The 25358-nt window shown below is 65.2% G+C and carries 19 protein-coding genes; 4 read left to right on the top strand and 15 right to left on the bottom strand.

Translation table 11 applies throughout. The features are described from left to right. Nucleotides 1-98: 98 nt before the first annotated feature. From ACSSVC_RS20900 to ACSSVC_RS20855, 10 genes are all read right to left on the bottom strand, one after another. Nucleotides 99-719: a glutathione S-transferase gene (locus tag ACSSVC_RS20900; protein ID WP_492611306.1), complete on the bottom strand. Its 621-nt coding sequence runs from the start codon at nt 717-719 to the stop codon at nt 99-101. Then, nucleotides 716-4360, bottom strand: a complete 3645-nt coding sequence (locus ACSSVC_RS20895) for an AAA family ATPase (protein WP_492611305.1) — start codon at nt 4358-4360, stop codon at nt 716-718. Before ACSSVC_RS20895 ends, ACSSVC_RS20900 begins: the two co-directional genes overlap by 4 nt. Beyond that, the gene (locus ACSSVC_RS20890; RefSeq protein WP_404937002.1) at nt 4357-5601 is read right to left on the bottom strand and encodes an exonuclease SbcCD subunit D C-terminal domain-containing protein; all 1245 of its coding nucleotides are present in this window, start codon (nt 5599-5601) and stop codon (nt 4357-4359) included. Before ACSSVC_RS20890 ends, ACSSVC_RS20895 begins: the two co-directional genes overlap by 4 nt. 255 nt (nt 5602-5856) lie before the next feature. Continuing rightward, nucleotides 5857-7491 carry a BatD family protein gene (locus ACSSVC_RS20885; RefSeq protein ID WP_492611304.1) on the bottom strand — a complete coding sequence of 545 codons (1635 nt, stop codon included), beginning with the start codon at nt 7489-7491 and terminating at the stop codon, nt 5857-5859. Continuing rightward, nucleotides 7488-9230: a VWA domain-containing protein gene (locus ACSSVC_RS20880; protein WP_346636337.1), complete on the bottom strand. Its 1743-nt coding sequence runs from the start codon at nt 9228-9230 to the stop codon at nt 7488-7490. The genes ACSSVC_RS20885 and ACSSVC_RS20880 overlap by 4 nt, the downstream gene beginning before the upstream one ends. Further along, nucleotides 9227-10303 carry a vWA domain-containing protein gene (locus ACSSVC_RS20875; RefSeq protein WP_346636336.1) on the bottom strand — a complete coding sequence of 359 codons (1077 nt, stop codon included), beginning with the start codon at nt 10301-10303 and terminating at the stop codon, nt 9227-9229. Before ACSSVC_RS20875 ends, ACSSVC_RS20880 begins: the two co-directional genes overlap by 4 nt. Continuing rightward, nucleotides 10296-10790 (bottom strand): DUF4381 domain-containing protein, encoded by a 495-nt coding sequence (locus tag ACSSVC_RS20870; protein WP_346636335.1) that lies wholly within the window; start codon nt 10788-10790, stop codon nt 10296-10298. Before ACSSVC_RS20870 ends, ACSSVC_RS20875 begins: the two co-directional genes overlap by 8 nt. Beyond that, nucleotides 10787-11728 (bottom strand): DUF58 domain-containing protein, encoded by a 942-nt coding sequence (locus ACSSVC_RS20865; protein WP_346636334.1) that lies wholly within the window; start codon nt 11726-11728, stop codon nt 10787-10789. Before ACSSVC_RS20865 ends, ACSSVC_RS20870 begins: the two co-directional genes overlap by 4 nt. Before the next feature lie 5 nt (nt 11729-11733). After that, nucleotides 11734-12693, bottom strand: coding sequence for an AAA family ATPase (locus ACSSVC_RS20860; RefSeq protein ID WP_003218556.1), 960 nt, complete (start codon nt 12691-12693; stop codon nt 11734-11736). Nucleotides 12694-12927: 234 nt separating this feature from the next. Further along, nucleotides 12928-13284, bottom strand: coding sequence for a hypothetical protein (locus ACSSVC_RS20855; RefSeq protein ID WP_346636333.1), 357 nt, complete (start codon nt 13282-13284; stop codon nt 12928-12930). Between the two features lie 552 nt (nt 13285-13836). Here ACSSVC_RS20855 and ACSSVC_RS20850 point away from each other — a divergent pair. After that, a complete protein-coding gene (locus tag ACSSVC_RS20850) occupies nt 13837-18696 on the top strand; it encodes an NAD-glutamate dehydrogenase (protein WP_492611303.1) in 4860 nt (1619 codons plus the stop codon). 100 nt (nt 18697-18796) lie between these two features. Here ACSSVC_RS20850 and ACSSVC_RS20845 read toward each other — a convergent pair whose 3' ends face one another. From ACSSVC_RS20845 to ACSSVC_RS20835, 3 genes are all read right to left on the bottom strand, one after another. Beyond that, nucleotides 18797-19522, bottom strand: a complete 726-nt coding sequence (locus ACSSVC_RS20845) for a DUF4377 domain-containing protein (protein WP_446440668.1) — start codon at nt 19520-19522, stop codon at nt 18797-18799. Between the two features lie 362 nt (nt 19523-19884). Beyond that, entirely contained in the window at nt 19885-21249 is a 1365-nt protein-coding gene (locus ACSSVC_RS20840; protein WP_446440669.1) for a glycosyltransferase family protein, read from the bottom strand. Between the two features lie 185 nt (nt 21250-21434). Continuing rightward, a complete protein-coding gene (locus ACSSVC_RS20835; protein WP_446440670.1) occupies nt 21435-21749 on the bottom strand; it encodes a hypothetical protein in 315 nt (104 codons plus the stop codon). Between the two features lie 243 nt (nt 21750-21992). On the opposite strand from ACSSVC_RS20835, the gene ACSSVC_RS20830 reads away from it, so the two are divergent. The 3 genes from ACSSVC_RS20830 to ACSSVC_RS20820 are packed head-to-tail and all read left to right on the top strand — an operon-like array spanning nt 21993 to nt 24180. Next, the gene (locus tag ACSSVC_RS20830) at nt 21993-22649 is read left to right on the top strand and encodes an STN domain-containing protein (protein ID WP_346636345.1); all 657 of its coding nucleotides are present in this window, start codon (nt 21993-21995) and stop codon (nt 22647-22649) included. After that, a complete protein-coding gene (locus ACSSVC_RS20825) occupies nt 22646-23191 on the top strand; it encodes an RNA polymerase sigma factor (RefSeq protein ID WP_123725113.1) in 546 nt (181 codons plus the stop codon). Before ACSSVC_RS20830 ends, ACSSVC_RS20825 begins: the two co-directional genes overlap by 4 nt. Before the next feature lie 38 nt (nt 23192-23229). After that, the gene (locus ACSSVC_RS20820) at nt 23230-24180 is read left to right on the top strand and encodes a FecR family protein (RefSeq protein WP_346636328.1); all 951 of its coding nucleotides are present in this window, start codon (nt 23230-23232) and stop codon (nt 24178-24180) included. A 103-nt stretch (nt 24181-24283) separates the two neighbouring features. Here ACSSVC_RS20820 and ACSSVC_RS20815 read toward each other — a convergent pair whose 3' ends face one another. Together ACSSVC_RS20815 and gspH are read right to left on the bottom strand one after the other, a co-directional pair. Then, a complete protein-coding gene (locus ACSSVC_RS20815; RefSeq protein WP_346636327.1) occupies nt 24284-24895 on the bottom strand; it encodes a type II secretion system protein GspJ in 612 nt (203 codons plus the stop codon). Then, nucleotides 24892-25356, bottom strand: coding sequence for a type II secretion system minor pseudopilin GspH (gene gspH, locus ACSSVC_RS20810; protein ID WP_346636326.1), 465 nt, complete (start codon nt 25354-25356; stop codon nt 24892-24894). The genes ACSSVC_RS20815 and gspH overlap by 4 nt, the downstream gene beginning before the upstream one ends. Between the last annotated feature and the right edge of the window lie 2 nt (nt 25357-25358).

Here is a 25358-nt window from a genome sequence, read left to right as displayed (position 1 = left end):
TGTTAGTTGTGCATGAAGTCTTTAGGAAAATTCTGAAAGCCTGTTGGTTTCGGCAGCTCAACCTATTTGAAACTGCCGATCCGCGCCTCTTATGAAAGTTATTGTTTGGCCATGACCGCCAGAAACAATTCTGATTCGAGCCCCCCCTGCAACCACTCCTGCAAGAAGCGATAAGGCGTCTGCGCAAACCACTCTCGATCTACATGAGCAAACTGGCGAACAAACGGCAGCAGCGCCATGTCCGCCAGGCTCGGATGCTCCGCCAGCAGATAGCGTTGCTCTTGCAGCAGGCTATCCAACTGCGCCAGAAACACCTCGCCCTGGGCCCGGTAGTGCTCCATGGGCGCTTCGGGATAACGCTCGGCGTACTTGTAGCGATTGAGGTGCACCTTGAACACTTGATCGTTCTCGGCAATCAAGGCCGCCATCTGCCTCTGGGCCTCGGGGGCGCCCATGAGCCGCCAGTTGTCCGGATCATGCTGGTCCAGGGCCCAGTGCATGATCTCCAGGCTTTCATCGATTACCCGATCCTCCACCGCCAGCACCGGCACCGTGCCCTTGGCCGACAGCGCGAGCATCTCGGCCGGCTTGGCCTTGAGGCTGACCTCGACAATCCGCAATTGCACCCGGGCATAGCGCAACGCCAGCCGCGCGCGCATGGCGTAGGGGCAGCGGCGGAAGGAGTAGAGGGTCGCCCCGGGCGTTGGCAGGTTGCTCATTTCACCTCCAGGGTGCTCAGGCCATTGCCCTGGCGGCTGACCTTGATCTGCACCGGAATCCGTTCGTGCATCTCCTGCACGTGGGAAATCACCGCCACTTTGCGCCCCTGGGCCTGCAGGCCGTCGAGGGCGTCCATGGCCAGTTGCAGGGACTCGGGGTCGAGGCTGCCGAAGCCTTCGTCGATGAACAGCGATTCGATCTTCAGGGTGCTGGAGGCCATGGACGCCAGCCCCAGGGCCAGGGCCAGGGACACCAGGAAGGTCTCGCCGCCGGACAGCGAGTGCACCGAGCGCAGCTCGTCGCCCATCTCGGTGTCCAGCACCAGCAGGCCGAGCATGCTGCCGCCGCGCTTGAGGCGGTAGCGGCGCACCAGTTGGCGCAGTTGGGCGTTGGCGTGGTGCACCAGCAGGTCGAGGTTGTAGGCCTGGGCGATCTTGCGGAAGGTGTCGCCGGTGGCCGAGCCGATCAGGGCATTCAGACGGGCCCAGCGCTGCCATTCGTTGTAGGCCTCGTTGATCCGCTGGCCCAGGGCCTGGTTGGCTTCCTGGCGGCGCTGGTCGTCGGCCTGTTGCGCCCGCAGTTCCGCCACTTGCTGTTCGCTTGCGAGGGCTTGCTGTTGCAGCGCTTCAAGGGCCTGGAGCAGTTGTCCGGCCTCCAGGTTGCCGTTGTGCTGGGCCTGGTGCTGTTCCAGGCGTTGCTGGCGCTCCTGGAGCAGGACCTTGGCTTGTTCGATGGCCTTGTCGTTGGCCTGCAGGCGCTGGCGCAGCTGCGCAACGTCGGTGTCATCCAGTTCCAGCAACTGTTGCAGCCCGGCGTCATCCAGTTCCGGGTGCTGGGCGCGCCATTGTTCGATGCTGCCGAGCAGTTGCTGCTGTTCGCTTTCCAGGGTCTGCAGACGCTCTTGCCGGGCCTTGAGCTCGGCGCCCAGTTGGATCAGTTGCTGCTGCAGCTCTTGCTGGTCCTGCTGGGCCTTGGCCTGGGCGGCGCGGGCCTGTTCCACGGCTTGATCGAGCTGTTGCTGCCAGAGTTCGGCGCTAGGGTGCGATCCCAGCAGGGCGGCCAGCCGGTCCTGGCAGGCCTGCTGCTGTTGGCTCAGGGCGTCGAGCTGCTGCTGAGCGTCGCTCAGTTGCTGCTGGCGGGTCAGTTGGCGGTCCTGTTCCTTCTCCAGCAGCAGTTGGCGCTGCTGTTGCTCTTCGGTTTCGTCCTGACGCTCGCGCAGCTGTTCGATGCGTTGCAGGACCTGCTGGTCCAGCTGCATGAAGGTGCTGGCCGGGTCGCGGCGCAGGCCTTCGAGCACCTCGGCCGGCAGCAGGTTGTTGAAACTGGCCAGTTCTTCTTCGAGACGCTGTTGGTCGGCGGCCAATTGCTCCTGCTGTTTGTGCAGATGCTGGGCAGCCTGCTGGCTGGCTTCGAGTGCTTGCTGCAACTGCTGCTGCAGGCGTGTAGCGTCTTTTTGCAGGGTCAGCAAGGCATCCAGGCGGCCTTCATCCTGGGTGATGCTCTGCTGCAACTGCTCCAGTTGCTGGCGTAGCCAGGCATCGCGTCGAGCCGGGTCCTGGTCCAGCAGGCTGGCACTCTGCGGATGCGCTTGCAGGCTAGGGGCCAGAGCCTGTTGCTGGCTGGCCAGTTGTTCCTGTTGCTGGAGGAATTCCTTCTGTTGGGCGATCAGGCCCTGGACCTGGGCCCGCAGTTCGTTGAGCTGTTCCTTGAGGCTGTCCACCGCCTGGCGGGCGTTGGCTTCTTCGCTTTCGTCATGGCGCCCCAGGCTTTGCAGCAGGGCTTCGGGCTGGTGATAGGGGTGCTCGACGCTGCCGCACACCGGGCAGGGCTGATCGTCCTGCAACTGCCCGCGCAGCTCCTCGACACTGGCACTGCGGGCCAGCCGCTGGCGTTCCAGCAAGGCCTGGGTGACGCTCAGGGTCTGCTCGGCGACGCTCAGTTCGGCCTTGGCTTGCAGGCCGGCCTTGTTCAGTGCTTCGCGCTGGACGGCCACGGCCTGTTGCTTGTCTTGCAGTGCCTGGCCGCGCTGGTCCAGTTCCTGTTGCTGGGCCCAGAGTCGTGCCAGCTCTTCGGTGGCCCGTTGTTGCTTGCGGTTGTCCTTGAGCAGGCCGTCCAGCAGTTGGATCTGCTCGGCTACGGCCTGGGGCTCGGCACCGGCTTCGCTGTAGAGCAATTCAAGGTGGCTGCGTTGTTCGGCCAGTTGCTGAGCCGCGGCGCCGGCCCGCTGTTCCAGGGCCGGCAGTTCGGCCTGGCCCTGGTTCAGGCGGTTACCGATCAGCATCAGTTGCTGCAGGCGTTCGCGGTAGAGCGTCCAGGCTTCGCTCAATGGGGCGAGGGCGGCGCTGTGCGCCAACTGCCCGGCAATCCGCTCCAGGCGCTCACCCACCAGACGCTGCTTCTCCAACAGTTGCTGGATGCTTTGCTGGCCTTCGGCGCTGGCGCTTTGCGCACGGTCACGGGTTTCGCCGGCGTCGTTCAGGCTCTGGCCAAGACGACTCAGGTTGCCCTGTTCGGCAAAGGCTTCGCGCAGCAGCGGGACGCTGTCGCTGTGCTGGCTCTGGGCCTGGGTCAGGGCGCTGCCGGCGTCGAGCACTTGCTGTTGCTGCTGTTGGTGACGTTGTTGCAGCTCAACCTGTTGCGCGGCCTGCTGCTCGATCTGTTGGCGCAGAGGCTCCAGGGCTTGGTGCAGCTCGATCTGGCGCAGGAACTGGTGACGCTGCGGCGCCAACTGCTCCAGCCGTTGCAGGCGCAGGCGCTCCGGGGCCAGGGTCAGGGCTTGCTGCTCAGCCTGTTGCAACTGCTCGGCGGCGTCTTGCTGCGCCTCCTGCCACTGGCGCAATTCCTTGAGCCAGCTGTGCTGGGCTTCCAGCTGCTTGAGCTGGGCTTGCTGGGTCTTGAGCTGTTGCTGGGCGTCGTTGAAGCGTTGATCCAGTTCGGCCCGGGCCTCGGGCTCCAGGGGCACGATACCGCTGGCCTGGGCCTCGAGCGCCTTGTGGACCTCTTCGGCTTCCTTGCTCTTGCTGTAGGCGCGGCGCCCCAGCTGGCTGTAGATCGCGGTGTTGGTGAGCTTTTCCAGGAGCTCGCTGCGCTCTTTGTCGTCGGCCTTGAGGAAGGCGCTGAACTCGCTTTGGGCCAGCATCACGGCCCGGGTGAACTGCTCGAAATTCAGCCCCAGCCGGGCTTCGATCAGCTGCTTGTATTCGTTCTTGCTCTGGTTGCTCAGCAGTTGTTCGCTGTCCAGGTCGGTGAGGTTCTGCCGGCTGGCTTGCAGCTTGCCGTTGGCCTTGTCGCGGGCGCGGTTGGCTTCCCAGCGGGCGCGGTAGCGGCGTCCGTCGATGCCGACAAAGTCCACCTCGGCATAACCGCTGCCGGTGCCCCGGCGCAGCAGGGTGCGCGGGTCGCTGGTGAGAATCTCGCTGTCGACTTCCGGGACCTTGGTCTCGCGGCCGATATTGTTCAGCCGTGGCACCGCGCCGAACAACGCCAGGCACAGGGCGTCCAGCAGGGTGCTCTTGCCGGCGCCGGTGGGCCCGGTAATGGCGAACAGCCCGGCGCTGGCCAGGGGCTCGGCGGTGAAATCGATCTCGAACGGGCCGGCCAGGGAGGCCAGGTTCTTCAGGCGGATGGCCAGGATCTTCATGGCTGTTCACCTTCTTGCTGAATGTCCTGCAACAGCAGGGCGAAATCCTTGAGGGTGGCTTCGTCCACCTCGTTGGCGTAGGCATCGCGCCAGGCCCGGCGGAACAGTTCTTCGGGGCTCAGCTGATCCAGTTCGATCAGCTCGGCGCCACTGTCTTCACCGTCGCGACCGCCATTGCCGGCGTATTCGGCGGCAATCCGTACCAGGCGCACGGCCTTGCCTTGCAGGGCGCTTTCCACTTGCTGGCGCAGGTCCGGTTGCGGCTCGTCCAGGCGCACCCGCACTTCCAGCCAGGGCTGGCGCTGTTCTTCGGCCAGCAGGTCGATGTCCGGCAGCTCGCCGAGCTGGGCCAGGATGTCCCCCAGGGGGGCCGGGCCCAGGCGTTGCAGGTTGACCGCCCGGGGAATCAGCCGCGGTTCGACGCTGACCAGGGTCTCGCCGTCCAGGCGCACGTCGAGGATCTGGTGCTGGTAGCCGATCTCGGAAAACGACAGGGGAATCGGCGAGCCGCTGTAGCGGATGCGCTCCTCGCCATTGACCTTCTGCGGCTTGTGCAGGTGCCCCAGGGCCACGTAGCTGACGTCCGCACCGAACAGGCTGGCGGGCAGGGCCTCGGCATTGCCGATGATCAGGCTGCGCTCGGAATCTTCGGACACCGAGCCACCGGCCATGTGCGCATGGCTCACGGCGATCAGGGCCTGCCCCGGCTGGCGCTTGGCATTGGCCGCGGCGATCAGCCATTCATGGACCTGGGCGATGCCCTTGAGGTAGTCGTCTCCCAGGTGCGGGCCGGTGACTTCCGCCGGGCGCAGAAAGGGCAAGGCCAGGCACCAGCCGGCAATCGCTCCGCTGGCGTCGGGCAAGGGCAGCAGCAGGCGTTCGGCATCCAGTTGGCCGTCATCCAGCCACAGCACCCGGCCCAGGGCGTGGGTGCGCAGGCGGCGCATCAAGGGGGCGGGCAGTTCGATACGCGAACCGGAATCGTGGTTGCCAGCGATCATCACGATGGTCAGGGCCGGCTGTTGCTCGTGGGCGCTGACGATGAAGTCGTAGAGGCGTTCCTGGGCTTTGACCGGCGGGTTGACGGTATCGAAGATATCGCCGGCGATCAGCAGGACGTCCGGTTGCTCGTGCTTGAGCTGGCGCAGCAGCCACTCCAGAAAGCAGGCATGTTCGAAGTCGCGTTCCTGGCCGTGGAGGTTCTGGCCCAGGTGCCAGTCGGAGGTGTGAAACAGACGCAAGGCAAGCTCCGCATGAAAAAGGCTGGCCGCACAGAAAATGACCGCGGCGAAAGGGTCGAGAGTTTACTGGCAAACGCGTGTTTATGCCCGACGCTGCGGCAAATGCAGGCGCGATTGGCCCCGCGAGGCGCTACGGGGGGCGGTTGCTGTAGGAGCTGGCTTGCCAGCGAAGGGGCCCGCCCAGGCGCTGCATGACTTACGGGCCTCTTCGCCGGCAAGCCGGCTCCTACGCGGAGGGGACTGCGCGGCAGCGGATTATTTGGGATACAGCGGCGGCAGGCTGGTGGTGTCCGCGACCGGGTCCTGGACCCGGTCGTTGATGGGGATGGCGCGGATCGCTCGCCATAGCTCTTCACCTTGCCAATATTGGCCGGTCTCGCTGTAGAGGGCGCCATTGAGGCCGTCCAGGGCGTCGGACAGGGGGATGAAACGCGCGGCCATGTCGGCCAGGGTTTCCGGCTGCTGGCGCGCCCAGGCGTCCAGGGCCTGGCGAGTGGCCTGGGGGTCGTTGGCCTGGCAGGCACGCTTGAGGTCGTCCAGCAGCGAACGTGGGCTGGGCCCTGTCTGGGCCGCGCGCAGCACCGCCGGTTGCCAGCGGGCGCGCCACCACAGGCCGAAGCCCAGCAGGGTGGTGCAGGCCAGCAGCAAGGTGCTCAGTTGCCACAGCCACAGGTTGCCGCTGTCGACGCTGATCGGCGCGTTGCCCGCCGGGGTGTCCACCACCAGGCTCGGGTTGTTCGCCACTTGCAGGGTCCGCGCCGGCAGGCTGGTCTGCTCCAGGCGGTCTTCCTGGGTGTTCCACCAAGTGATCTCGAGGGCAGGCAGTTCGACCTCCCCGGTGCGGGTCGGCACCAGGGCCTGGCGGTCTTCGCGAATCCCCAGCAGGCCGTGCTCGACGTGCTGGTTGCTCAGTTGCGGCTGGTCCGGGTAGCTGCGCAGGCCGTTGATCTCGGCCTGGGGCAGCGGTGGCAATTGGGCGCTGGACAAGCCCTCGGCACGCAGGGTCAGGCTACGGGTCAGGGAATCGCCCACCTGCGGGTGATCGGGCTCCGGGTTCCAGCTTTCACTCAGGCTCAGGCTGCGGGCCGGCAGCCAGGGGGCATCGGCGGGGTAGGTGGCAGGCTTGGCCAGCACCTGCAGGGTCATTTCGGCGGAGCTGACGTGGATCAGCTTGCCGGGCTTGGGGGGCTGGGACGTGGGCTCTGTGCCGGTGCCCGGGTTGGCTGGGGTGGCGGTGAAGGTCAGCGCCGGAATCTGCAGTACGCCGCTGCGCTGGGGATAGACGGCGTAACGCATCTCGATCACCCCATGGCGCACGCCATTGATGAGTTTTTCGTAGGTGCGTGGCTCCCCCAGTTGCTCGATCCGGGCGTCGCTCAGTTGCAACGGGCTCAGGCTGCTGTCGTCGAACAGCGGCACCGAATGGTAGATGTGCAGGGTCAGCAGGGCCTGGGCCTGGACATAGACCTTGGGCTGGTCCAGTTCAGCGTCGATGAACACCGGTTCCAGGCGGGCGTCCTGATCCTGGACCGGGCTGGCGTTGACCTGCAGGGTCAGCGCCTGGCTCTGCAGGTCGCCCAGTTGCAGCGGGGCGATCTCCAGGGTGCCGGTCAGGCGCGGCAGCAAGGTGACGATCCAGCGGGTGCTGGCGTGGCTGTCGCCGAGGCTGTTGAGCTGGTTGACCTGGCGCGTGCCGCGCACTTCGAACTGACTGTCCAGGGGCGTCAGGTCGGGCTTGCCAAACTGGGTGACATCGGTGGACTCCAGAGTCAGCTCGACGGTTTCCCCGGAGTTCACCTGGCTGCGGTCCAGGCTGGCGAGCAGCCCGGCAGCCTGGGACTGCGAGGTCCAGAGCGCGAGGGCAAGCAGAAGGGCGGTGCAGCGGGTCATCGAATTTTTCCCTGATCCTGATGTTGTTGCTGTTCGTACCAGAATTTACGCCTCAGCAGTTCTCCCGGATCGTCCGGGATCTTGCGCAGCCATTGCTCCAGCGCCTGCTGGTGTTCAGCGTCCAGGCTGTCCTGTGCCGGACGCAAGGGCGTGGTGGTGTGCTGGTCGTCCAGCTCACTGCCGGGCACTTCACTGTGGCCATTGCTCTGTGGGGCGGGCGCTGTGGCCTCGCCCTCGTTGGCCGGTGGCTGCCCGGGGTTGTCCGGGGTTTCGCTACCGGTGGCCGGCTGGGTGGCCGCTCCGCTGGGTCCGGGGTTGTTGCTGGCGTCGCTGTCGGGGTTTTCCGGCTTCTGTGGCGGCGTTGGCGGGGTGGCTTGCTGCTGTTGCAACAGGCTTTCCACCAGGGCCTTGTTCTGGAGTGCCGGCTGCAGGTCCGGCTGGCGTTCCAGGGCCTGTTCATAGGCGTCGATGGCAGCTTCCAACTCACCACTGCGCGCCAGGGCATTACCGCGATTGTAGTGGGCGCGGGCGTCGTTGCCTTCGGCAAAGCGCTCGGCGGCGGCATTGTAGTTGCCAGCCTCGTACAGGGCCACGCCTTGCCACTGCGGGTCCTGGAAGTGCCGTGCGGCTTCTGCCGGGCGCTGCTGTTCCAGCAGGCGCCGGCCTTGCTGGTCGGGGCGCAGCCACAAGTCGTTGAAGTCGAAGGCGTAGCTGGGCTGTGGCAGCCCGAACAACAGCAGCGGCAGGCAGAACAACCAGCCCCGGCGTCCGGCGCAGGCCGCCAGCAGCAACAGGGGCAGCAACAGCCAATAGCCCTGGTCGGCCCAGGTGTCCAGGCGCAGGGTCTGGCCGTCGCTGCGCACGCCTTGAGGCCCCCCCGCGAGGCCCAGGGCCTTGAGGTCACTGTCGTCCAGGCGGGCCTGACGGTAGCGGCCGCCCACCTCGCCGATGAACTGCTTGAGGTCCGGGCTGTCCAGGCGCGACACCAGGATCGCCCCCAGGTCGTCCTTGAGATAGCTGCCGTCTTCCAGGGCCACCGGGGCACCGTCGCGGCTGCCGATGCCGAGCATCAGCAATTGCGGTGCTTCACTGTCCAGCGCCTGGCGGATGCCCTGGCGCTCCTGTTCGCTGAGGGAGGAGGCCATCAGCAGCACCCGGCCCTGGCCCAGGGCGCCCTGGTCCAGCAGCTTGAGAGCCTTGAGCAGGGCCAGGTCGGCGCGCTGGCCGGCCTGGGGCATGATCGATGGCTTGAGGGCGTCCAGCAGGTTGCGGCTGGTGGCCAGGTCGTCGGACAGCGGCACCAGGGTGTGGGCGCTGCCGGCGTAGACCACGATCGCGGTCTGGGCGTCGCTGCGCAATTGCAGCAGGTCCAGTAGTTTGTGCCGGGCCTGTTCCAGGCGATTGGGCGGCACATCGTTGGCCAGCATTTGCGGGGTCAGCTCCAGCAGCACCACCAGCGGGTCGGCGGGTTTCTGGCTGGTTTGCTCCACCCGCTGCCAGCTCGGGCCGAGCAGGGCCAGCACTGCCAGCAGCCAGGCCAGGCCCAGGGCGACCCAGGGCAGTTTGCTCTCGCGGCCATTGCCGCCACTGAGCAGGGCGGCATGAAAGGCCGGCGGCAGGATCATCTGCCAGCGCCCGGCGCGCTTCTGCCGGTGCCAGAGTTTCCATAGCAGCAGGGCCAGCAGTGGCAGCACCAGCAACCACCCGGGACGGAACCAATGGGGCCAGAGGCTGATCATCGACGCCTCCGCAGACGCAGGCGCTTGAGGCGCTGGCGCCAATCATGGGTCGGCTGCAGAAAGTGTGACTGGGTGAAGAAGCGTTGCAGCGGGTTGTGCGGCCAGCGCTCGCGCAGCACCAGCAACACGCTGAGCAGCAGCGCCGTGGCCAGGGGCCAGTGGTAGAGGGCCTGGGCCGGGCGGGCCTGGGTCGGTTGCTGGGCCACCGGCTCCAGTTGGTCGAGGGTTTCCTTGATGGCTTGCAGCTCCTGGCCGTCACGGGCACGGAAGTAGCGCCCGCCGGTGACTTCGGCCAGTTCCTTGAGGGCCGGCTCGTCCAGGTCCAGGCTCGGGTTGAGCCCCAGCACGCCGAGGGTCGCGCTCTGGTCCGGGTCGGCACCGATGCCGATGGGATAGATTTTCACCCCTTCCTCGGCGGCCAGGCGCGCGGCGGTAATGGGCGGGATTTCGCCGCCGTTGTTGGCGCCGTCGGTGACCAGGATCAGCACCCGGCTTTGCGCCGGGCGCTGGCGCAGGCGCTTGAGGGCCAGACCGATGGCATCGCCAATGGCGGTGTTCTTGCCGGCGATGCCGATCTTCGCTTCGTCGAGCCAGACCCGCACCGTGTGCCGGTCGAAGGTCAGGGGCGCTTGCAGGTAGGCTTTGCTGCCGAACAGGATCAGGCCGACCCGGTCGCCTTCGCGGTGTTCGAGAAAGTCCCCCAGCAGGTGCTTGACCAGGCTCAGGCGACTGACGTCTTCGTCCTGCCATTGCATGTCGGGAAAGTCCATGGAACCGGAGACGTCCACCGCCACCAGCAGGTCGCGGCCACTGGCAGCCACCGGCAGCGGTTCCCCCAGCCATTGCGGACGGGCAGCGGCCAACAGCAGCAGGACCCAGAGCAGGATGAACCGTGCCTGCTGGCGCCAGGCCGGCAGGTGGGCGCGGGCCCGGCGCTTGGACAGGCCTTCCAGGTCACTGAGGAAACTCACCTTCAGCGCCGGCTCGCCGCTGTCGGCCACCGGTAGCACCAGGCGCAGCAGCCAGGGCAGCGGCAGCAGGGCAAAGATCCACGGCCAGGCGAACTCAAACATGTTTGCGAATCCAGGTGTCCACCGCCTGGGTCAGGCCGGCGATGGCTTTGTCATCGAGCTTGCACTCGGGCTTGTAGGCGCCTTCCACCAGCACCATCCAGCGGGTCAGGCCGGCGGCGGGGCAGCGGTTGTCGAGAAACGCCAGCCACTTGCGGCCATTGAGGGTGTGGCTCTGGCTGTAGGGATAGTGGTTGCGGCACAGACGCTTGAGCAGGGCGTTGAGGGCCTGCAGCCAGGCTCCCGCCGGGGCGCCGTCATAGGGCTTGGGCAACAGCGCCAGTTCTGCCAGGGCCGCCAGGCGCACCGGGTCCAGGGGTTGTTCGCTGCGTGTGCGCACGGCCTTGCGCGGCCACAGATGACGCCAGCGCCAGATAGCGAACCCGAGCACCGGCAGCAGCAGCGCCAGCAACCACCAGCCTGGTGCTGGCGGCCACAGGCTCACCTGCGCAGGCAGCAGCAGCGGTTGCAGTTGTTCCAGGCTGCTCATCGGCCGGCTCCCGGACGCTGCGGATTGAGGTATTCGCGCAACTGCTCGACCATCTCGCTCTGGGTGCTCAGGGGCATCAGCAGCACCCGCAGCTTTTGCGCCAGACGCTCCCAGCGGGCAATCCGCGCCTCGCTCATGGCCCGGTAGGCCTGGCGCAGCTCGTAGTTCAGGGTGTCGAGTTCCAACTGGGCGCCGCGCTCGGCAAAACGCAACAGGCCGGCGGCGGGCAGGGCATGGTCCAGAGGATCGGACAGGGGCATCAGCAACAGGTCGCAATGCCGCGACAACAGGCTCAGTTGCTGCTCGGCGGCGTCGCTCAGGGCGCGCTCGTCGCAGATCACGATCACCAGGCTGCCGGGACGCAGCACTTCACGGCCGCGCAGCAGCGCGGTGCCCAGGGCATCACGCTGGGGCTGGGCGTCGCTGTGCAGCGACTGGTTGACCCGCACTAGGCGGTTGAGCAGTTGCAACAGGCTTTGCTTGCTGCGCCGCGGTTTGATTTCGTAGTGCTCGTCGTCGCCGTAGACCAGGCCGCCGACCCGGTCGTTGTGGCCCAGTGCGGCCCAGCCGATCAGGCTCGCGGCCTGGGCCGCGAGTACCGACTTGAACATCAGCCCGGAGCCGAAGAACAGCTGGCGGCTCTGCTCGACCATGATGAAGATCGGCCGTTCGCGCTCCTCGTGGAACAGTTTGGTGTGGGGCTCCTGGGTACGGGCGGTGACCCGCCAGTCGATGGTGCGCACGTCGTCGCCGGCCTGGTAGACCCGCACCTGATCGAAGTCCACACCGCGTCCGCGCAACTTGGAGTGGTGCAGGCCGATCAGCGGGCTGCGCTGGCTGGGGGTGGAGAACAGCTGCACCTCGCGCACGCGATGGCGCATCTCGATCAGCTCGCCGAGGGTGATGCGAATGCCGGGTTCGGCGATGGCTTGAGTCATGGAGATCAGGCGACGGCAACGACGTCGAGGATGCGCTGTACCACACGGTCCTGGTCGATGCCTGCCGCTTCAGCCTCGAAGGACAGAATGATGCGGTGGCGCAGCACGTCGAACAGCACGGCCTGGATGTCTTCCGGGCTGACGAAATCGCGGCCGGCGAGCCAGGCGTGGGCCCGGGCGCAGCGGTCCAGGGCAATGGAGCCGCGAGGGCTGGCGCCGTAGGCGATCCACTCGGCCATTTCCGGGTCGAACTTGGCCGGGGTGCGGGTGGCCATCACCAGTTGCACCAGGTATTCCTCCACCGCGTCGGCCATGTACAGGCCGAGGATTTCCTTGCGCGCGGCGAAGATCGCCTGCTGGCTGACCCGGCGCTCGGGCTTGGTCTCGCCATTCAGCGCTTCGCCGCGGGCTTGCTGGAGAATGCGGCGTTCCACGGCAGCGTCCGGGAAACCGATCTTGACGTGCATCAGAAAGCGGTCGAGCTGGGCTTCGGGCAGGGGATAGGTGCCTTCCTGCTCGATGGGGTTCTGGGTCGCCATCACCAGAAACAGCGGCGACAGTTCATAGGTGCTGCGGCCAACACTGACCTGACGCTCGGCCATGGCCTCCAGCAGCGCCGACTGGACCTTGGCCGGGGCACGGTTGATTTCGTCGGCCAGCACCAGGTTGTGGAAGATCGGGCCTTGCTGGAACACGAAGCTGCCGGTTTCCGGGCGATAGATCTCGGTGCCGGTGATGTCGGCGGGCAGCAGGTCGGGGGTGAACTGAATCCGATGGAATTGCGCTTCAATGCCTTCGGCCAACTCTTTGATGGCCTTGGTCTTGGCCAGTCCTGGAGCGCCCTCGACCAGCATGTGGCCGTCGGCGAGCAGGGCGATGAGCAAGCGCTCGATGAGTTTTTCCTGGCCGAGAATCTGCGTTGAAAGAAAGGTTCGCAGCGCCAATAGCGCTTCACGATGTTCCATCGGTGACTGTTCCTGGAGAGGGTGCGCCCCGGGCGTTGAAATAACGTCGGGGCTGGGGGCGATACTTTAATCCATAGCGGGGGTCGGCGACTAACGGGGAAAACCTGATTTAGCCAATTAGTCGAAAAAAATCCGTGTTTTATTCAGCCCCACGCGCCACCTCCCCGTAGGAGCCGGCTTGCCGGCGAAGGGGCCCTTGAGCCGTGCATCGTTCCTGCAGGCGAACGAGGGCGCTCAGGACAACTGGCTGATATAGGTGCCGGTGCCCTTGAGGATGTTCTGCAGGGTCGCTTCCACTTCGGCCAGGTCCGAGGCGGCGGTGCTGTGGCGGATTTCCAGGTGGTCGGAGCCGTTCAGGGCATCGGCGTCGGCCGCGGCGATTTCGATCAGCAGGGTGGTGGGGCTCAGGGTGACCTTGACGCCATCGAGGGTCGAGGGCTCGCCGTCGAGGGTGATTTCCAGTTCGTCCTCGTCCGGGTAGCGGCTCATCAGGAACATCTCGCCCTGGCTGCTGTGGCAGCAGAGCATGGCCATGTTGTCTTCTTCGTCGTCGCAAGGGTTGGCGATCAGGTGGGCAGTGGTCATGTGCATGGCGTATTCCTGGGGCTGGGGCCGGCAGCGGCCGGACGGTGCAAAAAGAAGCAATTCTGCCAGCCCGATGGAATTTCTGCTGGCCTGTCTGTCAGAGAACAGGTCGTGAACGCAAACCGCCTGCAGAGTCACTTCTGGTACGCAAGTACCGTGAAACCGGGAGAAAACCCTGATTTTTCTGTACTGGCTGCTAGTGTTGTTCAGGGCACCTTCAGCCGGTTGCGTGCCGTTGACCGAATATGTCGCAGCATCGCAAGCAGCTGTCGCGTTCCACTCGTTAAGCTGCGCAGCGGACAATTTGTTCTCAAGTGCAATAGGTTGCGTCTGATTTGCGATGGTCACCTGTAAAGGCATTGCGCGATATGCAAGCGCCAGTCGTTTTTGCAGATGCCCATCCCGGGAAGGTGAATGTGACCTGCGCGTCTCGTCCAGCTTCACCCACCTGGCATCCTGCAACCTCTGCCCGAGACCAGGAGCAGGATGCACCACCGCCCCGCAAGGGGTTTGCACGCGACGCTACCATCAATAACAAGCCCAAGCGGAGTACCACAGATGGCGTTCTTCACCGCAGCCAGCAAGGCCGACTTCCAGCACCAACTGCAAGCGGCACTGGCGCAGCACATCAGTGAACAGGCACTGCCACAAGTGGCGCTGTTCGCTGAACAATTCTTCGGCATCATTTCCCTGGACGAACTCACCCAGCGTCGCATGTCCGACCTGGCGGGCTGCACCCTTTCTGCCTGGCGCCTGCTTGAGCGCTTCGATCACGCGCAACCGCAAGTGCGCGTCTACAACCCCGATTACGAACGTCATGGCTGGCAGTCGACCCACACCGCGGTGGAAGTCCTGCACCATGACCTGCCGTTTTTGGTCGACTCGGTCCGCACCGAGCTCAACCGTCGCGGCTACAGCATCCACACCTTGCAGACCACCGTGCTCAGCGTACGTCGCGGCAGCAAGGGCGAGCTGCTGGAAATCCTGCCCAAGGGCACCCAGGGCGAGGGCGTGCAGCAAGAGTCGTTGATGTACCTGGAGATCGACCGCTGCGCCAACGCTGCCGAACTCAGCGTGCTGGGCAAGGAGCTGGAACAGGTACTGGGTGAAGTGCGCGTCGCCGTGGCCGACTTCGAGCCGATGAAGGCCAAGGTCCAGGAACTGATCGAAAGCATCGACAACAGCCAGTTCGCCATCGCTGCCGATGAAAAGACCGAGATCAAGAGCTTCCTGGAATGGCTGGTGGGCAACCACTTCACCTTCCTCGGCTACGAAGAGTTCGTGGTCGGCACCGATCAGGATGGCGGGCATATCGAATATGACCCGAGCTCGTTCCTCGGCCTGGCCAAGCTGCTGCGCGCCGGCCTCACCAGCGATGACCTGCGCATCGAAGACTACGCCGTCAACTACCTGCGCGAACCGACGCCGCTGTCGTTCGCCAAGGCCGCGCACCCGAGCCGCGTGCACCGTCCGGCCTACCCGGACTTCGTCTCGATCCGCCAGATCGATGCCGACGGCAAGGTGATCAAGGAATGCCGCTTCATGGGCCTCTACACCTCTTCGGTGTACGGCGAGAGCGTGCGAGTGATTCCCTACATCCGCCGCAAGGTCGAAGTCATCGAGCAGCGCTCGGGCTTCCAGGCCAAGGCGCACCTGGGCAAGGAACTGGCCCAGGTTCTGGAAGTGCTGCCACGGGACGATCTGTTCCAGACCCCGGTGGACGAGCTGTTCAGCACCGTGATGTCCATCGTGCAGATCCAGGAACGCAACAAGATCCGTGTGTTCCTGCGCAAAGACCCCTACGGTCGCTTCTGCTACTGCCTGGCCTACGTGCCGCGCGACATCTATTCCACTGAAGTGCGGCAGAAGATCCAGCAAGTGCTGATGGATCGCCTGCAAGCCACTGACTGCGAATTCTGGACCTTCTTCTCCGAGTCGGTGCTGGCCCGCGTGCAGTTGATCCTGCGGGTGGACCCGAAACAGCGCATCGACATCGATCCGCTGCTGTTGGAAAAAGAAGTGGTGCAGGCCTGCCGCAGCTGGCAGGACGACTACGCCAGCCTGGTGGTGGAAAGCTTCGGCGAAGCCCACGGCACCAATGTACTGGCGGACTTCCCCAAAGGCTTCCCGGCCGGCTACCGCGAGCGTTTTGCCGCGCACTCGGCCGTGGTGGACATGCAGCACCTGCTGAGCCTCACCGAAGCCAATCCGCTGGTGATGAGCTTCTACCAGCCCCTGGGCCAGGTCTCCGACCAGCGCGAGCTGCATTGCAAGCTGTACCACGCCGACACCCCGCTGGCGCTGTCCGACGTGCTGCCGATCCTGGAAAACCTCGGTCTGCGGGTACTGGGTGAATTCCCCTATCGCCTGCGTCACAACAACGGCCGCGAGTACTGGATTCACGACTTCGCCTTCACCGCCGCCGAAGGCCTGGACCTGGACATCCAGCAGCTCAACGACACGCTGCAGGACGCCTTCGTCCACATCGTGCGTGGCGATGCCGAGAACGATGCCTTCAACCGCCTGGTGCTGACCGCCGGCCTGCCTTGGCGCGACGTGGCGCTGCTGCGTGCCTACGCCCGCTACCTGAAGCAGATCCGCCTGGGCTTCGACCTGGGCTACATCGCCAGCACCCTGAACAACCACACCGACATCGCCCGCGAGTTGACCCGGTTGTTCAAGACCCGTTTCTACCTGGCGCGCAAGCTCACCAGCGAAGACCTGGAAGACAAGCAGCAGCGTCTGGAGCAGGCGATCCTCACCGCCCTGGACGACGTTCAGGTGCTCAACGAAGACCGCATCCTGCGACGCTACCTGGACCTGATCAAGGCCACCCTGCGGACCAACTTCTACCAGACCGACGCCAATGGTCAGAACAAGTCCTACTTCAGCTTCAAGTTCAACCCGCACCTGATCCCCGAGCTGCCCAAGCCGGTGCCGAAGTTCGAAATCTTCGTCTACTCGCCACGGGTCGAAGGTGTGCACCTGCGCTTTGGCAACGTCGCTCGCGGCGGCCTGCGCTGGTCCGACCGTGAAGAAGACTTCCGTACCGAAGTCCTGGGCCTGGTAAAAGCCCAGCAAGTGAAGAACTCGGTGATTGTGCCGGTGGGCGCCAAGGGCGGTTTCCTGCCGCGTCGCCTGCCACTGGGCGGCAGCCGGGACGAGATCGCGGCCGAGGGCATCGCCTGCTACCGCATCTTCATTTCCGGCCTGTTGGACATCACCGACAACCTGAAAGACGGCGCCCTGGTGCCACCGGCCAACGTGGTGCGTCACGACAACGATGACCCGTACCTGGTGGTGGCGGCGGACAAAGGCACTGCGACCTTCTCCGACATCGCCAACGGCATCGCCATCGACTACGGCTTCTGGCTGGGTGACGCCTTCGCCTCCGGCGGTTCCGCCGGTTACGACCACAAGAAGATGGGCATCACCGCCAAGGGCGCGTGGGTCGGCGTACAGCGCCACTTCCGCGAGCGCGGCATCAATGTCCAGGAAGACAGCATCACCGTGGTCGGTGTCGGCGACATGGCCGGCGACGTGTTCGGCAACGGCTTGCTGATGTCCGACAAGCTGCAACTGGTGGCCGCGTTCAACCACCTGCACATCTTCATCGACCCGAACCCGAACCCGGCCACCAGCTTCGTCGAGCGCCAGCGCATGTTCGAGCTGCCGCGTTCGGCCTGGACCGACTACGACACCAGCATCATGTCCGAAGGCGGCGGCATCTTCTCGCGCAGCGCGAAGAGCATCGCCATCTCGCCACAGATGAAAGAACGCTTCGACATCCAGGCCGACAAGCTGACCCCGACCGAACTGCTCAACGCCTTGCTCAAGGCGCCGGTGGACCTGTTGTGGAACGGCGGTATCGGCACCTACGTCAAGGCCAGCACCGAGAGCCACGCCGACGTCGGCGACAAGGCCAACGACGCGCTGCGGGTCAACGGCAACGAGCTGCGCTGCAAAGTGGTGGGCGAGGGCGGCAACCTGGGCATGACCCAGCTGGGTCGTGTGGAGTTCGGCCTCAATGGCGGCGGTTCCAACACCGACTTCATCGACAACGCCGGTGGCGTGGACTGCTCCGACCACGAAGTGAACATCAAGATCCTGCTCAACGAAGTGGTGCAGGCCGGCGACATGACCGACAAGCAGCGCAACCAGCTGCTGGCGAGCATGACCGACGAAGTCGGTGGCCTGGTGTTGGGCAACAACTACAAGCAGACCCAGGCCCTGTCCCTGGCCGCGCGCCGTGCCTACGAGCGTGCCGCCGAGTACAAGCGCCTGATGAGCGACCTGGAAGGCCGTGGCAAGCTGGACCGCGCCATCGAGTACCTGCCGACCGAGGAGCAGCTCACCGAGCGCGCCGCGACCGGCAAGGGCCTGACCCGTCCAGAGCTGTCGGTGCTGATTTCCTACAGCAAGATCGACCTCAAGGAAGCCCTGCTCAAGTCCCTGGTGCCGGATGACGACTACCTGACCCGTGACATGGAGACCGCGTTCCCGCCAAGCCTGGTGGCCAAGTTCTCCGAAGCCATGCGTCGCCATCGTCTGAAGCGCGAGATCGTCAGCACCCAGATCGCCAACGACCTGGTCAACCACATGGGCATCACCTTCGTGCAGCGCCTGAAGGAGTCCACCGGCATGAGCCCGGCGAACGTCGCCGGTGCCTACGTGATCGTGCGGGACATCTTCCACCTGCCGCACTGGTTCCGTCAGATCGAAGCCCTGGATCACCAGGTCTCGGCTCAGGTGCAACTGGAGCTGATGGACGAGCTGATGCGTCTGGGCCGTCGGGCGACCCGCTGGTTCCTGCGCAGCCGTCGCAACGAGCAGGATGCGGCGCGCGACGTCGCGCACTTCGGTCCGCACCTGGCGGCGCTGGGCCTCAAGCTCGACGAACTGCTGGAAGGCCCGACCCGTGAAGGCTGGCAGAACCGTTACCAGGCCTATGTCGAAGCCGGTGTGCCGGAGTTGCTGGCGCGCATGGTGGCAGGCACTACCCACCTGTACACCCTGCTGCCGATCATCGAAGCCGCCGACGTGACCGGTCAGAGCGCAGCCGATGTGGCCAAGGCCTACTTCGCCGTGGGCAGCGCCCTGGACTTGCCGTGGTACCTGCAGCAGATCAGCGATCTGCCGGTGGGCAACAACTGGCAGGCCCAGGCCCGTGAAGCCTTCCGCGATGACGTGGACTGGCAGCAACGGGCGATCACCATCAAGGTTCTGCAGATGGCCGATGCGCCGGACGACATGGAAGCCCGCGTGGCCCTGTGGCTGGAGCAGAACGCGAGCATGGCCGATCGCTGGCGCGCAATGATGGTGGAAATCCGTGCCGCCAGCGGCACCGACTACGCCATGTATGCAGTGGCCAACCGGGAACTGCTGGACCTGGCCATGAGCGGTCAGTCGGTGCTGTAACGGCCTGACCCCGCCCTGAACCAAAAAAGCCCCGTATCTTGCGATACGGGGCTTTTTTATTGCCTGCCGATTGCGTCGGCAAGCGGGTGCTGGGTGGCGCTTAGCGGGCCTTGGCCGAGGCGTCCTGCTCGACCACCATGTCCAGCACGTAGACCGTGGACGGGGCATCGGCAGGCGGGTTCTTCCATTCGTACTGCTTGACGCGCAGCACGTTACGCACGCCGTCCTGATGCTCGTAACCCTCGATGGACTGGTACAGCGGATGCCAGTTGTCCTGGGTCGGCAGTTGCAGGCCTGCGGCATCGTAGCGGCGCTCACGCACTTGCAGGCACTGGAAGTCGGGGATCAGCGGGTGGCTGCACTTGACGGTCTTGGCGGCCACTTCCAGGAAGCGGGTCTCGCCCTGGCTGCCGTAGCGGGTCTCGGGGGTGGGCTGGCCTTCGAACTTGAGCTGGGTGCCGTCCTGGGTGGTCAGTTGCAGGGTCGGCGTCGATTCGCCGCCGCCGAAAGTGCTGCGCAGGTCGCCTTTGAACAGACGGCCGACTTCGGCGTCCAGGGTCATCAGGCTCGGGTCGCAGGCCATCATGGTCGAGGCCAGGGGCTGCACCTTGAGCACGCCGTTTGCAGACTGGAAGCCGCCGAACTGGCGGTTGCAGCCGCCGCTGATGTTGAGGTTCTGCCCGACGAAGGTCAGGCGCAACTGACGCTCGATGCCCTTGTTCAGGGCGGCAACGGGTTTGCCCGCCGCGTCGCTGGCCGAGACCAGTTGCCAGTAGTAGGCAGCCAGTGCTGGCTGGGCGCTGACGGATGCAGTGCTGGCGGGCATGGAAGAGGATCCTTCAGGGGGAGTGGACGCCGGGGTGCAGGCCTGGAGCAGGGCGGCACAGACGGATACGAGGAGGATGTTTTGCTTCATGGTTCGCTCTTTCAGCCTTGATGGAGTATGACCTGCGGCATTGGCGGCAGGCCCAGGCCGGTAACCTGGGGCAGTCAATCAGGCGTCCGATGCGTGGCGCCCGCCACCTGGGCCGGGCGCCGCCGGACGACCGCTGCCGTTACCGATTGCGATGTGACAGCACTGTGCCAGTTCGGTTTCATGGCCGGTGGCCCCCGGGAGTGTAACCAAATCTTGCACGCGCGCTGCGAACAGGCCTCGCACCTTGCGCTGCGCCGCCCACTGCCCAGGGCTTACCAGAACCAGTAAGGCAGGAATTTGGGCGTGGGCTCGTTGGCCAGTTCCAGGTGATAGGTGATGGCGTTGAAGAAGAACCCATCCAGCAAGAGAAACGCCGCCACGCCGAACGCCAGGACGATCACCTCGTAATGCCGGTGTTCGGCGTATTGCCGGCCGATCCAGTAGCGCACGCCGCTGAGCAGGGCAAAGCTTGCGAACACACCGGCGAAGTTGGGCTGCAAGGGCTGGGCGGCAAAAGCGTTGTAGCCCAGCACCAGCAGCGCCAGGACCGCGCCGCTGGCCGGCAGGTTCAGGCACAGGCGCAGCAGGCGTTTGCGGGTGGTGCTGAACAGGCCGTTGGGGTCGACGAATATATAGGCCGCCAGCAGGGAAATGGCCGGGGTGATGGACACGATGTAACGCGCCTTCTTCGAGTTGGGAACGGTGAAGAACACAATCAGCACCAAGAACCAGGCGCCAAGGTACAGCAGCAGGCGCGGTGCCGACGGCGGCGGGGCGCTGAACCCCTGCCTGGCGCTTCTGGCCATGACGCAGAGGGCGTAGAACGCGGTGACGCTGTAGGTGACCAGCCCGACGCTGAAGTAGAAGTAATAGCGTGGCGAGTGATCGCTGGCGATTCGGCCCAGGCCCTGCATCTCCAGCACTTGCTGCATGAAAGTCTCGCCGCCCTGCACATGGGCGGCCCAGGCCAGCAGGGCGACCCCGGCGAGAAACAGCAGGCCGCTCAGCAATGAGAACCCGAACAGTCTGCGCGACTGTCGGCTCAGCAGGTAATAGGTGCCGACCACCAGCGCCGGGCCGATCATGCCAATGGGCCCGCGCAGGGCAAAGCCCAGGATCAGGCCGAGGAACACCAGCGCCAGGCGTCCGCGCTGTTGCTTGAGATCGGCGGTGTAGGCCAGGTAGAAGCAGCTCACGGTGATCAGGGCCGGATAGATGTCCAGGGCCAGGGAGTTGACGCTGTCCAGGAACGCCCAGGTGAACAGTGCAAAGAGCACGCCGCAGACGCCCCATTTCTGCTCATGCAGGGCCCCCAGCTTGTAGATGAACACCAGCATCAGCGACGCGGCAATGCACAGAGGCAGGCCCATCGACAGCACGGACAGCTGGCCGAAGGGCAGCGACGCCAGGTAGACCAGCACCGTGTTGACAACGGTGTAGTCGGGATACGGCTGCAGATCGTCGGCGATGGGGAACAGCGTCATGCCGTGCTGCAGCATGTAGTCGGCGAAGTCGACGAAGCGCGTGGTGTAGTTGAGGACTGCAGGCTTGTACTGCAGGCCCATGAACAGCACGAGGGCCACCAGGAAAATACTCAGGGCGGGTCGTTGCCAGATTTGTCTTTGAACGCTTTCCATGCTCTCAACACACACAAAAATACTGACGATACGGTGGCCAGTAGGCGAACGCCAAGCACGCATGGCGGCGTGGGACGTTGCTGGCACCGGTGTTTAAGGTGCAGCAATCTAGCGCGGCAGACGTTAACGGCCGGTATACGGGCAGTGTCCCGGTAATAGGCCGCATGAGGCGCGAGGAAATGCCCTCAGGGTCGTTGCGGCTTGACCGACGTGCCGAGGGTATTGCCCATGCGCACGCTGGTGGCGGCCGGTGTCGAGAGCCCGACCTGGTTCGGCGGGCGCTTGTGCACCGGGTTCTCCATGGCCTGCTGATTGGCCTGGGCTGCCTTGACGGCGTCCGGGTTGTTGCCCATCTGTTTGCTCAGGCAGTTGTAGTCGGGAGCCTTGTAGCCGCCGACGCTGACTTCCACGCAACCTTCGCTGGCTTCCTCGGCCTGCACCGTCCAGGGCAGGGCGCACAGCAGCAACAAGGTGACGGCGTATTGGCTTGAACGATTCATCCTGGCCTCCTGGCAGGCCCGGGAAAGCGGGCCTCGATGCCGGCCGAGTGTAGTGCAAACCGATGACTGGAAAAGTGATGGTTTTTTTGCCGTGGCCGTAACACCAGATTCATAAACTGGCCTCAGGATGACGCTTTTAGGGATTGGACTGCAGTGCAGCGACACAGCGCGCAGGTCGGGCGATGGACTTCATTGCACGGGGGCTTGGCGACCTGTGTGCTGGGGCTTGTGCTGCTGGCACCGATGCCGCAGGGCTGGGGCCAGCCTGCTGTCGAGGGACCACCCCGGGTGGATTCCCAGACCCTGCTGGCGCTGGAGATTCCGGCGCAGAGCCTGGTGGATGCCCTGGAGCTGTTCAGCCGCGCCACAGGGATGGCGGTGCTGGTGGATCGGGAGTTGACCCGGGGGCGGCGTTCGGTGGGGATCAAGGGCCGCTACAGCGCTCGGGAGGGGTTGAGTCGCCTGCTGGCAGGCAGTGGCCTGATGGCCCGTTATGCCCGCAGCGATGCCTTCACCCTGCAGGTGCCGGAGGCGACGCCGGCCACGCCGTTACAGGGTGCGGGAAGCAGTCGGGCGGCGCGGCTCAACAGCAGTTATGCCAGTGCCGTGCAACAGGCGGTGGAGCACAGCCTGTGTGGTTCGGCGCTGACCCGTCCGGGCAGCTTTCGCGCCTTGCTGCAACTGTGGATCGGCGCCGATGGCACGGTGCAGCACAGCCGTCTGGTGAGCTCCACCGGCGATCCGCAACGGGATGAGGCCTTGGTGCAGCGCCTGGCCGATACCCGGGTTCAGCGCCAGGCACCCAGCTCGCTGCGCCAGCCGCTGACCTTACTCTTGATACCGGACACAACAGGGAAACGCATGGACTGCAGGGAATGGGAAGGAGCTTCCGGGGTATGAAAAATACCGGACAGAGTGCGATGGTCAGGCTGTTCCTGACGTCCTACGAGGACTTTCGGGTGCGCTTGCGCAGACGCCTGGGTTCCGAGGACCTGGCCAACGACGTCCTGCATGAAACCTACCTGCGGGTCGACCGCATGGAAGAGCCGCCCAACCTGCTGCAACCCAATGCCTACCTCTATCGCATGGCCCTGAACATTGCCGCCGACCGCCGCCAGTCCGACGCCCGGCTGCTGACCGGCGACGAGGTCGAGGAACTGCTGCACATCGCCGATGACACCCAGGACCCGTCGCGGGTGGTGGGCGGCCAGAAAGAAATCCAGACCCTGCTCAAGGCCCTCTACGAACTGCCGGCGCGGCGGCGCAAGATCTTTATTGCGGCGCGCCTGGAAGAGGCGCCGCACCTGGAAATTTCCCAGCGTTTCGGCATTTCCACACGGATGGTGGAGAAGGAAATCAAGGCTGCCCTGGGCCATTGCGCCTTGCGCCTTGAAAGAAAAGTCATTCAGCGGTTCGGTCCCGGGGCCGGAAAACTGTCCTAGACAATGAGTCCCTGATCAATCCGTGAGTACCTGCGCGCTTGAACATTTTTAGCATCTCCACTCCCCAGGCCTCGGCGGACCCGCAACTGCTGAGGGAAGCCCGGGACTGGCTGGTCCTCCTGACCTCGGGTCGGGCCACCGTGGCCGACGCCCGGGCACTGCGCCAGTGGTGCGCGCAAAGCCCGCAGCACGCGGCCGCCTTCGAGCACACCAAGGCCCTGTGGCACTGCCTGCAACCGGCAGCCCAGCAGCTGGAGCAACAGTCCCGGCCCCGGCACTTGGGGCGTCGGGCTTTTCTGGGCGGGGCGATTGCGGCCTCGGCGGCGCTGTTCATGGTCCGGCTCACCGTCCCGGGTGGCTTTGCCGGGCTGACCGCGGATTTCGCCACCGAAGTCGGCGAGCAGCGGCGGGTGGACTTGGCCGAGGGCGTGAGCCTGGAGCTCAATACCCAGACCCGCATCAGCCGCCGCGACCCGGGCGCGGGCGAGCAGGGCATCGAGCTGCTGGAGGGCGAGGTGGAAGTCTTCAGCCACGGCACCCAGCCGCTCAAGGTCCAGGCCGGTGATGGCTGGCTGAGTGCGCGTCAGGCGCGCTTCAATTTGCGCAATACCGATCATCAGGTGTGCGTGACCTGCATCGAAGGCAGCCTGCAAGTGGCAGTGGCGGGGCGCAGCATTCGCCTGGACAGTGGTCGGCAACTGACCTACGACGCCAGGGCGGTGGGTGAGCCGATCGCCGTGGACCCCCGCAGCGTGATCGCCTGGCGCGAACAGGTGCTGGTGTTCGACAACGCCAGCCTCAACACCGTGATCAGCGAGATCAACCGCTATCGTCCGGGGATGCTGGTGCTGCTCAATGCCGAGTTGGGCCAGCGCAAGGTCCAGGCGCGCTTCAACCTCAACCAGTTGGCGGGCGTGGCCTTGCTGATCCGTGACGCCTATGGTGCCAAATGCACCGAACTGCCGGGCGGCGTTGTCCTGCTGAGCTGACACGGCCCCACCCGCACCGCCTGATTGCCTGATGCGCTGCGGGGTACGCCGGAGAAGAGGCCGGTGGGCTTTCCGCAATTTCCGGATCGATGTTGCCTGGCCGCTACGGGGTGAGCGGGCCCAGCACCTGGCGGTAGCGTTCTTCGCCCTGGGGCGTTTGTCGCACCAGGCGGATTTCCAGGCCCGGGGGATTGTCCTGGCGATTGCCACTGAGTTGACGCCAGCCTTTGTCAGGGTTCCAGACCCGTACCTGCAAGTCGCTGACCCGGCCGAGCACGGCCACCCCGTTCTTGGGTGCCGGCAAGGGGTAGCGGTCCCGAACCTCGGCCTCGGCGCGGTACAGGGTGTCGCCCTTGAGCCACCAGCGCACGCGTTGCAAGCCGACCCCCGGAGCGGGTGCGCTGCGGATCACTTCCAGGCGAAAGCCCTTGCTGTCGGAGCTGCGCACGCTCAGTGGGGCGGGGCTGTCGGGTTCGGCTTCGTCGCTTTCTCCCAGGCTCGGTTCGCGCAACTGGGAACCGGCCCGCAAGGCTACGTCGCGCTCCAGCTGATTGAGGCTGCGCAGCAGTTCTTCGGTCTGTTCGGTGCTGGCTCGCAGATGGCCGTCGGCCCGGGTGACGCTGTCCAGGCCGCGCCAGGCAATCAGGCTGACCAGCGCCATGAGCATGATCGCCACCATCACCTCGATCAGGGTAAAGCCGCTTTGCTTAGTCATGGCTGGCTCACCACCCGCAACTGGCCGCTGGCGCTGCGCTCCACCCGAAGGCTGTTCTGGCCGTCGGACAGCACCACCTGCAGCGGCGGGTTGATCCATTCGGCGTTCAGTACCAGGCGCTGCCTGGGCTCGATATGCACCTGCAGCGCCGGGCTTTGCCAGGGCCGTGGCCGCAGTTGTTGGTCGTGGCGAAAGTCGTCGATACCGCTGCCCTGGTCCTCGCGGCGGCTGAAGGTATAGCCCTTGGCCGTGGCCCGCCAGGTGATCGGCCGGCCATCGGCCCGGGCTTCGGCCTGGGCCACTTGCAGCAACTGGGCCAGGCCTTCGGCGTCCTTGCGCAGGGTCTGCAGCGGATCGGGCCTGATGCTCAAGCCCACGGCAGCGCTGGCGATGCCGATGATCACCAGCACCACCATCAGTTCGATCAGGGTGAAGCCCTGTTGCTTGCCTGTGTGTCGCACCT

The sequence above is a fragment of the Pseudomonas sp. E1BtOHC1 genome, from assembly GCF_058744285.1.
The sequence above is the reverse complement of the archived record's forward strand: the minus strand, read 5'-3'. Positions and strand labels throughout refer to the sequence as shown.